At 52.9% G+C, this 16051-nt stretch carries 8 protein-coding genes; 3 read left to right on the forward strand and 5 right to left on the reverse strand.

What is annotated here, in order from left to right:
* Positions 1–14 precede the first annotated feature (14 nt).
* From ACKWCC_RS14560 to ACKWCC_RS14580, 5 genes are all read right to left on the reverse strand, one after another.
* The gene (locus ACKWCC_RS14560; protein WP_413996685.1) at positions 15–2291 is read right to left on the reverse strand and encodes a GH92 family glycosyl hydrolase; all 2277 of its coding nucleotides are present in this window, start codon (positions 2289–2291) and stop codon (positions 15–17) included.
* Positions 2292–2343: 52 nt separating this feature from the next.
* Positions 2344–3312, reverse strand: coding sequence for a glycoside hydrolase family 130 protein (locus ACKWCC_RS14565; protein WP_413996686.1), 969 nt, complete (start codon positions 3310–3312; stop codon positions 2344–2346).
* A 237-nt stretch (positions 3313–3549) separates the two neighbouring features.
* Positions 3550–5427: a sodium:solute symporter family protein gene (locus ACKWCC_RS14570; RefSeq protein ID WP_413996687.1), complete on the reverse strand. Its 1878-nt coding sequence runs from the start codon at positions 5425–5427 to the stop codon at positions 3550–3552.
* 10 nt (positions 5428–5437) lie between these two features.
* Positions 5438–7720 (reverse strand): GH92 family glycosyl hydrolase, encoded by a 2283-nt coding sequence (locus tag ACKWCC_RS14575; protein ID WP_413996731.1) that lies wholly within the window; start codon positions 7718–7720, stop codon positions 5438–5440.
* A gap of 357 nt (positions 7721–8077) precedes the next feature.
* Positions 8078–8947, reverse strand: coding sequence for a hypothetical protein (locus ACKWCC_RS14580; protein WP_413996688.1), 870 nt, complete (start codon positions 8945–8947; stop codon positions 8078–8080).
* Between the two features lie 343 nt (positions 8948–9290).
* Between ACKWCC_RS14580 and ACKWCC_RS14585 the strand changes: the two genes are divergently transcribed.
* The 3 genes from ACKWCC_RS14585 to ACKWCC_RS14595 all read left to right on the forward strand — a co-directional run bounded on the left by ACKWCC_RS14585 (position 9291) and on the right by ACKWCC_RS14595 (position 16020).
* Complete coding sequence (locus tag ACKWCC_RS14585) at positions 9291–11060, forward strand: Na/Pi cotransporter family protein (protein WP_413996689.1); 1770 nt, start codon at positions 9291–9293, stop codon at positions 11058–11060.
* Between the two features lie 298 nt (positions 11061–11358).
* Positions 11359–12573, forward strand: a complete 1215-nt coding sequence (dinB, locus tag ACKWCC_RS14590) for a DNA polymerase IV (protein ID WP_413996690.1) — start codon at positions 11359–11361, stop codon at positions 12571–12573.
* A 429-nt stretch (positions 12574–13002) separates the two neighbouring features.
* Positions 13003–16020, forward strand: coding sequence for a DNA polymerase III subunit alpha (locus ACKWCC_RS14595; protein WP_413996732.1), 3018 nt, complete (start codon positions 13003–13005; stop codon positions 16018–16020).
* Positions 16021–16051: the final 31 nt, after the last annotated feature.

The raw sequence follows: 16051 nt of genomic DNA on the forward strand, positions 1-16051 counted from the left end.
CAACATTATGTGAATCAATGGTACACTTTATTCGTTTCGGGCGATTTTAACGGGCGCTCATCTGCCTCTTTTGCATCGTCCGTCATAAAAAAGGTCAGGGTGCCCCCTGCCTGGAGCTCTCTGTGGGTCACGTAGCTCCTGTTCAAGGTCTTGCCGTTTAGGGACACACATTTCACAAAGGGCTTTTCCACACCGCCCTGGGCCACAATGGTAAGCGGTTTTCCGTTGCCCACGTCCACCACGGCTTTCTCATACAGGGGAATGCCCAGGTCATAGACGCCCTGTGCAGGGTTCACGGGGTAGAGCCCAAGGGCACTGAGAACGTACCAAGAGGACATTTGCCCGCAATCTTCGTTGCCACAGTGGCCATTGGGGGCGTTTTGGTACTGGCCTTCCAAAATTTGGCGTATGCGCCGCTGTGCCTTGGAGGGTCTGTTCACATAATTATAGAGATAGGCCACGTGGTGGCTGGGCTCATTCCCGTGTGCATACTGGCCTATCATTCCCGTGCTAAAAAGGGGCAGTTTGTCTTCGGGTGCCGGGGCATGGGTGAACATGGAATCCAGTTTTTGCTCAAAGCGCGCCTTGCCCCCTGTGTGGGCCATAAGCCCCGGAATGTCTTGGGGAACAAACCAATAGTAGTGCCAGGCATTGCTCTCACAAAAATGGGCGCTGTATTCCTTGGGCACAAAGGGGCTCAAAAACACACCTGCGGGATCCTTGGGCTGGATCCAGGAGTTTTGGGCATTGTACAGGTTCTTCCAGTTTTCCGATCGCTTTAAGAAATAGTGGTGGTCTTCCTCCTTTCCCAGGTCCTTGGCAAACATGGCCACGCACCAATCCCCAAAGGCGTACTCCATGGTCTTGGAAACAGACCAGTTTTCATCTTGCTCTCCCGTGGGGATGTACCCTTTTTCCTTGTAAATGTCCAATTGCCGATCGTTCACCATGGCGCTGGCCTTGCAGGCTTCGTAGGCCAGTTCGGCATCAAATGGATATCCCTTGAAATAGGCATCCACAATGACCGGGATGGCGTGGTACCCGATCATTATGTTGGTCTCGCTGCCCTGCATGGACCACACCGGCAGTACTTGGGTCTCTTGGTAGTGGGCCAAAAGGGAGCGCACAAAGTGCGGCACCTTATCTGGGTGGATCAGGGTCTGCAAGGGGTGGGCCGCCCTGAAGGTGTCCCAGAGGGAAAAGGTGTCATAACGTTCAAAACCCAGGGCCCGGCTCACCGAATCCTTACCGGGCAAATAGGCCCCCTGATCGTCATTGGCCGTTTTGTAGTGTCCGTCAATATCGCTGTACAGGGTAGGGGCCAGCATGGATTGGTAGAGCATGGTGTAAAAGACAGCTTTCTTGTCGGGGTCGCTTTCCGTAATGGTCACTTTTTTCAACTGTTCTTCCCAAATCCGGTCTGCCGCATTTCGCAGACCGTCAAAGGGGGCCAGGGCCTCTTGGTCAATCGCTTTTGCCGCAGCTTCAGTGCTCACGGAAGACAGCCCTGTTCTAACGGTAATGGCCTCCTGCTCCCCGGTGGTGTAGTGCAGGCTGATCTTGGCATGCCGGCTGCCGTTTACCATTTGCTCGGTGAGGGTGTGGTGCTTAAAGGGCTTGGACAGGCGCATTTCAAAAAACAGGCGTTGGTTCCTGGCCCATCCGGTGGACATCCGGTGGCCCCTTATGGTAGAGTCGTTCACCACGCTGATGTGGGTGTCCGTGGCACGGTCCCAGTTCAGGGAGTAGCCCAGATCTACGTGAATGGCGGAAGTGGTGTCCCGGGGAAAGGTGTAGCGGTGCACGCCCACCCGTTTGGTGGCGGTAAGCTCTGCCTTGATGCCGTAATCCAACAGATGCACCCAATAATGGCCGGGCGATGCACCTTCCCTATCGTGGTCGTACCTAGAGAAGGGACGGTGGCCGTTGGCAGCAATACGTTGGGAAAAGCGCCCGTTGGTGGGCATGACCAGGATATCGTAGAGGTCTCCCGCCCCGGTTCCGGAAAGGTGGGTGTGCGAAAAACCACTGAGAATGGAATCTGGCCAATAATAGCCGGCAATGCGGTCCCATCCGGGAATGCCAATGTCCGGGCTCAGCTGTACCATGCCAAAGGGCAGGGTGGCTCCCGGATAGGTGTTGCCGGGCCCGTCCGTTCCAATGAACGGATTTACATGGGTGGTGAGCGATTCAGCGGCCACCGCTTTTGCCGGGGGTTCGGTACAGCTTACGGCCAAGGCTACCCATAGCGGCAACAGGCGGAACAAGGTGGTCTGGTAATGGGTTCGCATACATCTAAGGTTGCATTGGAGGGCATTTTTGCCCAGCCCCAATGGTCTTTGTCTATAAACTATTCTCTTTGGTAAAGGCCAAAATTTCGGAAATGTGGCCAAAGGCAAGCCCCACCACCGTGTCTGCCGCACCGTAGTAAATGGCCACTTTATCGGCTTCCGTGTGGTGCAGGGAAGCACAAGGGAAGATCACATTGGGCACATCGCCCATGCACTCATAGGGTGTTTGGGGAGTTAGCAGATAGGGCTGGGTCCTGTATTTTACCCGATCGGGCCTGTCCTGCTCCAAAATGGCGGAACCCATGGCGTACCTAAACCCGTTGCAGGTGTTTATGACACCGTGGTAGAACATGAGCCAACCTTCCTTGGTTAAAATGGGAACCGATCCGGCGCCAATTTTGGTGCACTGCCAAGCGCTGTCCTCAAAGCGGGTGGCCTTCATGACACAGCGGTGTTCTCCCCAGTACTTCATATCCGGGCTATAGCTCAGGTAAATGTCGCCAAAAGGGGTGTGCCCGTTATCACTGGGGCGGCTCAGCATGGCAAACTTGCCGTTTATCTTTTCGGGAAAGAGCACCCCATTTCGGTTAAAGGGCAAAAAGGCATTTTCGCACTGATAAAAGGTCTTGAAGTCAAAGGTGTAGCCAATGCCAATGGTGGGTCCGTGGTAGCCATTGCACCAGGTGATCCAAAAGCGGTCTTCAATAAAGGTAACGCGGGGGTCGTACTTGTAATCGCTCTCTATCATTTCGGTGTTGCCGGCCACAAAGGAAATGGGGTCATGCTCAATGTTCCATTGGAGGCCATCTTTGCTGAATCCGGCAAATAGGTTCATTTGCACGGCCTTGTTGTCACATCGGAACACTCCGGCATAGCCACCTTCAAAAGGCACCACGGCACTGTTGAACACGCTGTTGGAACTGGGGATGGCATTCCGCTCTATAATGGGGTTTTCGCTATAGCGCCACACCACATCGGTACTGTTTTTGGGTCTATCTTGCCAAGGCATTGGGCTTGTCATCTTTTTACTTTTTTATGTTGATGTTTTATTTTTAAGGTCGATGTGCTCCAGGGCGTTCATTGGCACCGCCAAAGGGATTTGATGCTCCGAGGTTAGACTCGAAATTAAAATTCAGTTTCTTATGAATGCCTCGTGAGCTTGCCCCGAGGTAGTTTACGTTGAAACCGGGGGAGGCCACGGCTTCCAAAAGGGTCCCAAAGGGCACCGTCGTTTTTTTTTGGAAATTGCCGTCGTCCATCAGTCGGGTATTTGTCGCACCTTGTCCAACCAGGTAAACTTTAGGACCAGGGAGGAGACCAAGAAAACGGCCAGGGCCACCCACATCTTGGGGTAGTCCCTTATGAGCAGATAAATGGGCAACAAGATCATGCTGGACTGCCAGATGATGCCCACGGCACAGTTCATCATGTCCATGCCAAAATCGGTGTTCCTTTTAAAGTTTGGATCCTCGCCCTTTAGGGCCTTGCATACCGGTTTCCACCAGCCCCACGGCTTCACCGAGGCGTAGAAGGACTTTAGGGTGGCCATATCGGTGGGCTTGGAAAAATAGGTGCCCAGGAAGGAGCCCAAAAGGGAGAACCCAAAAATGATCGGAAACAGATAAATGGCATGCACGTTGCTGAGTTCATAAAGCAGGCTGCCCTCCGCGAAACCGGCCTTGTTCTGATCCAAAAAGAACTGCAGCGTGGCCACGAGCAGGCCGGCCAGCATGCCCCAAAAATAGCCCCAACCGTTAAAGCGCCACCATACCCATTTCAGGAAATTGGCGGCCACGTACCCTCCGTAGAGCGCACTGGTGATCCAGAGGGTCAGGGAGTTGATCGAGTCTGCAAAAAAGCCCATGAACACCCCTAGGGCCACAACGCCAAAAGAGGCCAGGTAGCTGGCCTTGATGTAGTGGGCGCTCGGTGCCACCGGCTTAAAATACTTCTTGTAAATGTCGTTTACGATGTAGGCAGGGCCAGAATTCACAAAGGCCGAGAAGGTAGACATGAACGCGGCCAGCAGCCCGGCCAGCATCAATCCTTTGATGCCAATGGGAATATGGTCATTGATCACCTTGGGCAGGATCACTTCCAGGTCGCCCCCGGAGAGATTGGGGTCCGCGCTCATGGCGGGGCCCAGCACCACCAGGGCAATGACCACGATGCCGGTGATCAACAGGTAGCGTGGTATAAACAGCACCAGGTTGGTAAAACCGCTCATATAAGCTGCCTCCTTTACCGTTCGCGTGGAGAGGATGCGCTGAAAATCATAGCTGGGCACCGGCCCCGCGATACTGGCAAAGAAGCCCTTGAAAAGGGTCATGCCGATCAGCGCCCCGAACATTTTGTAGCCCTCGGAGTCGATCAGGTCGTTAAAGGCTTGGAAGTCACTGCTCCAATGAGGGCCCAGTTCCGTGCTAAAGAAGATGTTCTTCCATTCCTCCGAGATGATGGCATTGATCTCCATATCGGTAATGGCAAAAAAGGTGTAGCCGGCCACCAGCAGCCCGGCCAAGACCATTATGCCGTACTGTAGCACCTCAGTGGCCACCACGGAGAACATGCCCCCCTTTATGGTGTAGAGGGTGGTGAGGAAGATGATGATCAGGGCGTAAGATTGGTCGGCGGTGAGCAGTAAGGTATCCCCCAGGGTCAGGGAGAGGTCCCAAGGCAGGATAACGGTCATGAACTTTCCGATCCCCTCAAAGAAATAAGCAATGAAGCCCACTGCGGACACCACGGCAAAAACGGCAACAATACTGTGCGAGGCCCGCCCTGCCCGCCCATCGCCAAAGCGGGTCAAGATCCATTCCGAACCCGTCATGATATTGGAGCGCCGTATCCAAACGGCCAAAAAGATCATGATGAACACTTGGTTCCAGACCGGCCAAAGCCACATGAACATAAAGCTTTTGGCGCCATAAAGAAAAAGGATGCCCACCATCCAGGCGGTGCCGGAAATATCGAACATGCCAGAACCGTTGCTCAGGCCCAGGTAGTACCATTTTATGTTGTTGCCGCCCAAGAAATAGGAATCCAGGCCCTTTGAGGCCTTTTTGGACACCCAAATGCCCACGAAGAGGGTCAGTACAATGTACAGGAAAATGATCGAAAGGTCCAGTGCGTGCATGTGGGTTGGTTTAGTTGATGCCCCAGTTGGTATTGGGCTCGGACGCCATATCAAACGCCAAGGTGCCGCCGGCCATGATCTCTGCGTGGGTAATGTGGGTGCGTTCAAGCGGGGTTCCGTTAAGGCTTACGTTATTTATGTATTTGTTGGTGTCCGAGGTGTTGGGGGCCAAAATGGTAAATTTTTTGCCTTGTGGAAGGGAGATGACGGCCTTTTGGAAAAGCGGGCTCCCCAGTTCATAGGTTCCCGAAACCGGGTTCATGGGGTAGAAGCCCAAGGAGCTCAACACGTACCAGGCAGACATCTGGCCGCAGTCCTCATTGCCACTGAGGCCGTCCGGTAGGGTGCTGTACTGGCTGTCCATAATCTCCCTTACCCAAAACTGGGTGCGCCAGGGTTGCTTGGCGGTGTTGAACATATAGGCAATGTGGTGGCTGGGTTCATTCCCGTGGGCATATTGCCCGATCAGCCCGGTAATGTCCACGGATACATTGTCCCCGGTTATTTCTGAGCTCTCCGAAAAGAGCTGTTCCAACTTTTCCGCAAAGGCTTGGTCACCACCGTGGAGGTCAATGAAATTGGGCACATCGTGCAGTACGAACCAACTGTGCTGCCAGGCATTGCCTTCCACATAGTCAGAATCTACCCTATGGCTGGAGTGCTTGGGGTCAAAGGGCGTGTCCCGCATTTTTCCTTCGGCATCCCTTCCCCGCATGAATCCGGTCCCGGCATCAAAAAGGTGGGTGTACGCCCGTGAACGATTCCCGAAATACTCGTAATCTTCCATCTTTCCCATTTCCTTGGCCATTTGGGCCACGCACCAGTCATTGTAGGCGTATTCCAAGGTAATGCTCACGGACTCGTCCAGGGCGGTATGGGGAATGTAACCGTACGCTTTGTAGGCGTCCAGACCTCGGTTGTCTGCCATCATGCTCTGTACCACCGCGGCATAGGCTTTTTCCACATCATAGCCCCTAATGCCTTTGAGGTAGGCCTCGGCAATGACGGAAACCCCGTGGTTCCCGGTCATGGTATCGGTTTCGTTCCCGTACAGGTTCCAGACCGGCAGCCGGCCCTGTTCTTCATAATAGCGGAGCATGGAGGCAATGATATCGTTCACCCTGTCGGGGTGCATCAGGGTCAAGAGCGGATTTTGGGCCCTGAAGGTGTCCCAGAGGGACAAGGTGGTGTAGGCGGTGCCGTCCATCTGGGCAATGCTGTCGTTCTGCAAACGGAACTGCCCGTTGGAGTCGTTAAAGCGCACCGGCGCCAGTTGGGTATGGTACAGGGCAGAATAAAAGATGGTTTTCAGGGAATCTACAGGGGTTTCCACCTCAATTCTGGACAGGAGTCCCTCCCAATCCCGTTCCGCTGCGGTCTTGGCCTGGGCAAAGCCGATCTCTTTTCCGTGGCGTTCCAGATTTTCCTTGGCATTGGCAACACTTACGGAAGAAAGGGCAATTTTAAGGAGCAAGGGTGTGTTCTCCCGCGCCTTCACAAAAAACTGGCCGCCCGTTTTGGTGCCGGTGGCGTTTGCCCCCTGAGCCAGGGGGCTCCCGTCTGATACCAATTGGTATTTAGTGATGGGCGTTGCGCTTTCGATCACAAAAAATACCTTTTGGTTCTTGGCCCATCCCGTGCTAAAACGGTGTCCCGAGATGAGGTGTTCATTTTCAACGGTGACCCCGCTTTGGGTGGGTTTGTCCCAATTCACCGCATATCCCAGGTCCAGGATAAAGGAGGGCGCTTGCTGCTTCCGGTAGGTGTATCGGTGAAAGGCCACCATTTCGTTTGCCGTAAGCTCCACTTCCACTTTTGGGGCGTCCAGCAGCACCCGGTAGTACCCTGGCGAAGCGGCTTCATTGTCGTGTGAAAAGCCCGAGGTGTAGGGCAGGGTGTCCCGTGCCGTGCCAAAGCGGGTCACGTCCACCGGAGCGTTGGTGGGCATCAGCAACACATCGGTGAGATCGCCAATACCGGTGCCACTGAGGTGCAACTGTCCAAAACCGGATATGATGGAGTCCGTGATGTGGTAACCGGAGCACCAATCCCAACCGCTGGTGCCGTTGTCCGGACTGGGCTGTACCATGCCAAAGGGCGCACTGGCCCCGGGATAGGTATGGCCGTGGCCCCCGGTGCCAATAAAGGGATCCACGTGGGCCGTTGTTTTTTCCAGGCTTGGCGCTCCGTCCACGGGGTGGTCCCGGCAGGCCGTGAAGCATAGCAAAAGGGCAATGGACAGAAATGTGATGGTACCGGGCGGTACAAACTTTAATGGCGGTTTGGTGGGCATCATCTTTAAAGGCACATTAAAAAAATCCAAAATCAATTTATAGGGACGCTCCCGCACCTTGCAAAGGTCGGGGACACTTTTTCCCAAAGAGATGTCCCAAAAGTACGGTTTATGGGCCAATTGGACTTTGTTGTACCTGGATTTTATTCGTGAAACAGCCCTGCTGCCAGGATCTGATCTCCCAGACAAAGGAACCCCTTAAAACCGAAGGGGCCAAGGCACCTTTGGTCCTCCTGTCACCGATCGCAAAGGGCGGGTGTGTTGCGGACAAGGGGTTTTGGAAACCGGAAGGGATTTGGTTGGGGCTTTGCGGGAACGCACAAGGGCGTCATGATCGTTGCCACCAATGGTGAACCGCTATTTGTTAACGCTGATCATCACCGCTTCACAGCTTTGGAGATCGGAGTTTAAAACGATGTTCTCCGATTTTATGCCATCACTGATCTCAACCGCTACGGTATTGGGCGGGGCATCGCCCAAATTGTGGGCATAAAGGAACAGATCGTTGGTCTTTTGGGGGTTCAGTTTTATCTTAAACTCCCGTTTCCAATAGGTGAGGTAGTGTTTGGAGACCACCGATCGGCCATTGAGGTAAATGGATACAATGTCTCCGTCCTGCCTGCCGTGGTCCCATATCTTCACGGTGATCTCATCACTGGAAAATTCCAGTTCCTTTGTATAGGAGATCGTTCTGCCGTTGAACTCCATGCGCTGGTCCGTCTTTGGCGAAGTGTCTTCCGTTGTCCTGGGGAGCGGCGTGTTGCGTTTGGAGCGTCGTTTCCTCTTGTTCTTTTTTGATGGTTTTTCGGGCGGTGCATTTTTAAGCTCCTGCTGCTTTCTGCGTGCATCCGAAGCTTTGTTCACAATGCTGAACAGGGGCGTCACAAATTTTGCAATGTTGAATTTGTCTTCCGGAAAGAGTTCAATGCCCACCACTTGGTACTGGTCTCCAGAGCCAATGTTCTTGGCCAGGGCAATGGCATCCTTGAACCCGTTGTTCTCAAAGGAGCCCAGTTCCTGTACCACCATTTCATTGCGCACCAGAAAAAACCGAATGGATTTTTCCGGGGAAATGTTGTCCGTGGACCAGCGTATCCGGGCCATTTCTTCAACGGTCCAGACCGTGCCCTTGGTGGGCTCCTCAATGGTAATGGCAGATTTTTGCCCGTATCCCGTCTGGGCGAAGACCGCAAGACAAAGGCATACTGTTCGGAGGAATGGTTTCATAGCGTTTCAATTGGACAATCGTTTGGTTTATCCCATTGCTTTTTGGCATTCTCCCTTCCCGTGCCCGGCACTTCAGGAAATGGAATGCACTGCCATAACGTATTTTTTTGGAAAATGTTTGAAAACGCCCCTTGCTTTTTAAGGCCCTTGAAGGCGGTTTGGCCGCAAACCGCCCATTTCAGCTGGGCGCGGTGCCGGTTTCCACAACATGAACCCCCTCAATTCTCGCCCGATCGTTGTCATGGGAAACAGGGCGTGCAGTTGCAATTAATTTACATTATGTTTACCTTAAATTAAGGAACAGGTCTTTTGGCCTTCCGCACAGTCACGGGAACCACGGTTTATGATCAAAAAAGCAGCTTTTTATGTACTTCTGGCGGTATTGGGATATGTGCTGTACCGCAATCCCAACTTTGAGACCGTTGCCGCGGGCATTGCCATTCTCCTATTTGGAATGATCATGCTGGAAGAGGGCTTTAAGGTGTTTGCCAAAGGCCCCCTGCAGACCATATTGAAAAAAACCACCGATAAGGTGTACAAAAGTCTTGCCGCGGGTGCCCTGGTCACGGCCTTTATACAGTCCAGCTCCTTGGTGTCCATTGTCGCCATTTCCTTTGTCAGTGCCGGATTGATCGGTTTGGTCGGGGGCATGGGGCTCATTTTTGGGGCCAATATGGGCACCACGGCCACCGCTTGGTTGGTGGCCGCCTTTGGGCTCAAGATAAAGATATCTGCCCTGGCCATGCCCATGCTTGTTTTTGGCATAGTATTTTCCCTGCAAAAACGGCCCTCCCTAAAGGGCTTGGGCAGTATTTTGGCCGGTTTGGGGTTCTTCTTTCTGGGCATCTTCTATATGAAAGAGGGTTTTGACACCTTTAAGGAATTCATAGACCTTACCGAATATGCGATCCCCGGTTTCATGGGCATCTTGGTCTATATTGGGGTGGGCATTGTCATTACGGCCATGCTACAGTCCAGCAGCGCCACATTGGCCTTGATACTTACCGCCCTGGCCGCCGGCCAGATCGAATATGACAATGCCCTGGGCCTTACCATTGGGGCCAACATAGGCACCACCATTACCGCGATCTTGGGCTCCATAAGCTCCAATGTGGCCGGGAAGCGGTTGGCGGGCGCACATTTGATCTTTAAGCTCGTCACCGGCATTGTGGCCCTGGCCATTTTGTACCCCTTGATGGATCTTGTGGATTTCCTGATCCGGGAAATGGGCATTGCCGAGGACGATTTTACCCTAAAACTGGCCATGTTCCACACGGTCTTTAATATCATGGGCGTTATCATTGTACTGCCGTTCATGCAACAGATAGAACGTTTTCTGCTCTGGCTCCTCAAGGAAAAAAAGGAGAAGGGCATAGAGGAGCCCAAGTTCTTGAACGAAACCATTATGGAACTTCCGGGCACCGCTGTGAACGCTTTGATGAAGGAAACCAGGTACCTCTACGAGAATGCCATTTTTGAGATTGTTACCCACGCCATGAACATCCACCGGGAAGATGTGCGATCGGACCTGGAGACCAAGGAGGTGGTAAAAAATTCCAAGGACGATTTTGGGGTCGATGTCCGTGAGCTCTACTACAGCAAGGTAAAGACCATTTACGGGGAGATCATTAGGTATGCCACCACCTTGCAGAGCACCCAAAAAATGGCCAAGGAACAGAACGATACCCTTTCGGAGATCATCGTGGCCAACCGCAAAATGGTGGAGATCATCAAGGCCACCATAGAGATGCGCATCAACATATCCCAATATTTGGGCGCGGGCAACAAGGATATGGAGGGCGAGTACGATGCCTTTCGCAAGAAACTTGTAAAAGTGCTGCGGGTCATTTACCAGTTCAAGACCGAAGCGGACAAACAACGGTACCATGACGAGCTCTTGGCCCTGCGCAGGGAAGCCAAAAAGGGAAAGCACCTGGCCAATGCCTCGATCAACACCTTGATCGCGGAAAACCGCATCAATGCCGATATGGCCTCTTCCCTGCTCAATGACAAGGACAACCTGAACGAGATCATCAAAAACCTCATTTCAGTGGCAGAGCTGCTCTACCTAAACGAAGATTCCCTGTTCCAAAACGATACGGATCCCCATTAGGTTGGGAGCCTACCTCGCCGTTTCCTTAAACCCCACCGCCCCGAACATTTGCACGTCACCGTCCTTATCCCCGGTTCGTAACCATATACCGAAAAGTACAGAAGTTAATTATTGGGAATAAATCCAAAAAATAGTAAATATTCCATAATTTAGTCCTCCCCAATTTTAACCCAGATGGTGTGTTGGGGGTTTGTGGCAAGGGTGCTACCTCCAATAAAACCAAGGCTTTTGAAATTTAGCCACCCGCCTGAAACGGAACGGGCAGGTCTGACCTTAAAAAACAACTAAATATAAACAGATGAAAAAGACCGTTTTACATTTGGATCTGGACACCTTTTTTGTCTCCGTGGAGCGCCGTCTGGACAGCCGTTTGCGCAACAGGCCCATTTTGGTGGGCGGCCTCAGCGACCGTGGTGTGGTGGCGGCCTGCAGCTATGAGACCCGGAGCTTTGGCGTGCATTCCGGCATGCCCATGAAAATGGCCAAGGAGCTGTGCCCGGAGGCCGTGGCCATCAAGGGAAATTCCGGTGCCTACAGCAAACATTCGGATGAGGTCACGGAGATCATCAAGGAACGTGTGCCGCTTTTTGAGAAATCCAGCATAGATGAATTTTATGCCGATCTTACCGGGATGGATCGGTTTTTTGGTGCCTACCGCTATGCCACGGAGCTGCGCCAAAAGATCATGAAAGAGACCGGGCTGCCCATTTCCTTTGGCCTGTCCGTGAACAAGGTGGTCTCCAAAGTGGCCACGGGAGAGGCCAAGCCCAACAATCAGCTAAAGATAGATTACGGTTCCGAAAAGCCCTTTTTGGCGCCGCTCTCCATAAAAAAGATCCCCATGGTGGGAGACAAGACCTACCAGACCTTGAGAAATTTGGGGCTGCGCCAGGTACGCACCATACAGGAAATGCCCATGGACATCATGCAGCGGGTGCTGGGAAAGAACGGCGCGGTCATTTGGAAAAGGGCCAACGGCATCGATACCAGGCCCGTGGTGCCCTTTTGTGAGCGCAAGAGCATCAGTACGGAGCGCACCTTTAACAAAGACACCATAGACGTGGCCCGGCTGCGGGGCATATTGATCGCCATGACCGAGAACCTCGCCTACCAGTTGCGGCGGGGCAACAAGCTCACGGCGTGCATCACGGTAAAGTTGCGCTATTCCGATTTTAACACCTATTCCAGGCAGATGCGCATTCCCTATACCAGTGCGGACCACATTCTGATCCCCAAGATATTGGAGCTCTTTAAACTGTTGTACAACCGGCGGCTCTTGGTGCGGCTCATTGGGATCAAGTTCAGCCATTTGGTGGGCGGCAACTACCAGATAGACCTTTTTGATGACACGGAAGAGGCCCTGCGCCTCTATAACGCCTTGGACACCATACGCAAGCGCTATGGAGACAAGAGCGTAATACGCGCCTCCGGCATGGGTGCCCATTCCATAGGCCGGATCGCCAACCCGTTCGATGGCAGGCCGCCCATTATCCTGGCGCACAGAAAGCAGTGAAGGGAGTGTTGGAGGGTGGTTTTTAGAGGATAGTTGTTAGAGGGTAGTGGGTAGTTTGTAAAGGGTAGAGGGTAGTTGTTAGAGGGTAGTGGGTGGTTTTGAGGGGATGGTTGTTAAGGGTTTGAAAATCAAAAGTATAGATTGATTTTTGCATCTTACATCTTACATCTTACATCTTGTCTCTTCAACACCCGTCATGGCGAGGAGCCAACGAAATGTTGAAGCCAAAAGAAAGTGGATGCGACGCCGCCATCTATTGAGATTTGGATGCTTGGTGTTGAGTATGAAGTAGATGAATCTTGTGTAGTGGGTGGTTTTGGGGGGATGGTTGTTAAGGGTTTGAAAATCAAAAGTATAGATTGATTTTTACATCTTACATCTTACATCTTGCATCTCGTCTCTTTCATCAACCTAAAAAAAGAAAAAGCCATTTACCTCAATTGCCACACATATTACAGTCTTCGCTACGGTACCTTCTCCGAGGTGGCACTGCTGGAACAGGCCAAAGAATGTGGGGTGGGCCAATTGGCACTTACGGACATCAACAACACCTCCGCCGGTCTCAATTTTGTGCGCAGGGCGGCAGAATTCAACATTAAGCCCCTTCTGGGCATTGATTTCAGGAACGGGGTGGATGCGTGTTTTGTGGCCATTGCCAAGAACAATGCCGGCTATATGGAGCTGAACCAATTTTTGTCCCAACACCTCCATGAAAAAACACGGATTCCGGCCAACGCACCGGCTTTTGGGCAGGCCTATGTGATCTATCCTTTTGAAAAAGTGCTCTACCATGAAAAAAAGGAGTTTTTGCCGCATGAATTCATAGGGGTCTCCGTACAGGACATGCGGCGCTTGCCCTTTTCGGGCCTCCTGAAATGGAAAGACCGCCTGGTGGTACAACAGCCGGTGACCTTTAGGAACAAGCGGGACCACAATGCCCATAGGCTGCTCCGCGCCATTGACAACAACACCCTGCTAAGCAAGCTGTGCCCCACCGAGCAGGCCCCGGAAACGGAGCAAATGCTGCCCTTGCCCCAATTGGTGGCCGCCTTCAGTGACCACCCCTTTATTCTGGAGAACACGGAAAGGCTCATGGGGGAGTGCCACGTACACTTTGACTTTTCCGCCACGCGAAAGCCGCAAAACCAGCGTACCTATACCAAAACGGTGGCCCAGGATGTGGTTCTGCTGGAAAAGCTCTGCCAAGAGGGCTTGCCCTACCGTTACCCAAAAGCAGATAAAGCGGTGCTGCAACGCCTGGACAAAGAACTTTCGCTCATTAAAAAAATGGGTTTTGTCTCCTACTTTCTCATCAATTGGGACATTGTCTCGGAGGCCAGGCGCAGGGGGTTCTTCTATGTAGGAAGGGGCAGTGGCGCCAATAGCATCGTGGCCTACATCTTGCGCATCACCGATGTGGACCCCATGGAGCTGGACCTGTATTTTGAGCGTTTCATGAACCTTTACCGGGCCAACCCGCCCGATTTCGACATTGATTTTTCCCACAGGGACAGGCCCGCCATGACCCAATATATCTTTCAGCGTTTTAAGCACGTGGCGCTGTTGGGCACCTATGTCACTTTTAAGCAACGGGGCGTTATCCGTGAACTGGGCAAGGTGTTTGGGCTGCCCAAGGGCGAGATCGATCGCCTGGCAGACGGGCAGTTTAGGCCACAAGAACTGGACGGGATGTCCGTCTTGGTGCTAAAGTACGGCAGGCTCATCATGGGCATGCCCAATTATTTGGGCATCCATGCCGGGGGCATTTTGATCGGTGATGTTTCCCTGCACTGGTTTTCTGCCACGCATTTGCCGCCCAAGGGCTTTCCCACCGTACATTTTGATATGGTGATCGCAGAAGATGTGGGCCTTTATAAGTTCGATATTTTGGGGCAGCGCGGACTTTCCAAGATCCAGGAGGCCATGGCCATCATTGCCCAAGAGCATCCGGAACGCTACGCCAAGGTGGACATCCATGACATCAAGGCCTTTAAAAAGGACCCCAAGATCAATGACCTGGTAAGGACGGCACAGTGCATGGGCTGTTTTTATGTGGAGTCTCCCGCCATGCGCATGCTGTTAAAGAAATTGCGGGTAGATACCTATCTGGGATTGGTGGCGGCAAGCTCCATCATACGGCCCGGGGTGGCCAAGAGCGGCATGATGCGCGAGTATATCCTGCGGCACCGAAACCCGGGAAGGGCCCAAGAAAGGGCACATCCCGTGATGCTGCAGATCATGCCGGAAACCTATGGGGTCATGGTCTATCAAGAAGATGTGATCAAGGTGGCCCATTATTTTGCCGATCTGGACCTGGGCGAGGCAGATGTACTGCGGCGCGGCATGAGCGGCAAGTTCCGTTCCCGGACCGAGTTCCAAAAGGTCAAGGACAAGTTCATTGCCAACTGTAGGGAAAAGGGGTATGAAGACAGCCTCATTTTTGAGATCTGGGAACAGATCGCCAGTTTTGCGGGCTACGCCTTTGCCAAGGGACATTCTGCCTCCTATGCCGTGGAGAGCTATCAAACCTTGTTCTTGCGGGCCTATTTTCCCTTGGAATACATGGTGGCCGTGCTAAACAACGGGGGCGGGTTTTACCGCCCGGAACACTATGTGCACGAGGCCCGTATGCTGGGCGCCACTGTGCACCCTCCCTGCGTGAACAACAGTGGGGAGGCCAATGTGATCCACGGCACCGACATCTTTTTGGGCCTGGCCTGGCTGCGGGACCTGGAGGCCCTTGTGGCGGCAAGGATCGTAAGGGAACGGAACGCCAAGGGCCGGTTTCACTCCCTGGAAGATTTTATGGACCGCGTGCCCATCTCCATGGAACAGTTGGGCATCTTGATCCGCATTGATGCCTTCCGGTTCACGGGGGCCAACAAACACCACTTGCTCTGGAAGGCCCACCTTAGCTTGAGCCGTTCCAAGGTGGCGCACCCAAAGCTCTTTCCGCCAAAACAGCGTTCCTTTGAGATTCCCGAGTTTTATACCACGCACCTGGAGACGGCCTTTACACAGATGGAGCTGTTGGGCTTCTGCCTCTGCTCCCCCTTTGATCTTTTGGTGCAGCGGCCCCAAAGCCAACGCTGTGCCAGGGACTTGCCCCGGTTTTTGGGCAGGCACATTGATATCTACGGCTACCTGGTCACCGTTAAGAGCACCAAGACCCATACCGGCAAGCGCATGGGGTTTGCCACCCTGATCGATCGGCGCGGCGAAGTTTTCGATACCGTGCACTTCCCGCCCGTAATGGCTGCATATCCTTTTCGGGGAAAGGGCATTTACCGTTTCTACGGAAAGGTGGTGAGCGAATTCGGTTTCTTGAGCATAGAGGTCATGAAGATGCAAAAACAAGATTATGTGCAGGATCCCCGTTATGCGGACATGAAGACCACTACCAAAAGGCGGGCCATCAAGGACAGGGAAAAAGAAGAACGGACCTAGCCTTGCTTTATCCGTTTCCGGAACCGGGCCA

The sequence above is a fragment of the Maribacter aquimarinus genome (genome assembly GCF_047345505.1).
Classification (GTDB): domain Bacteria; phylum Bacteroidota; class Bacteroidia; order Flavobacteriales; family Flavobacteriaceae; genus Maribacter.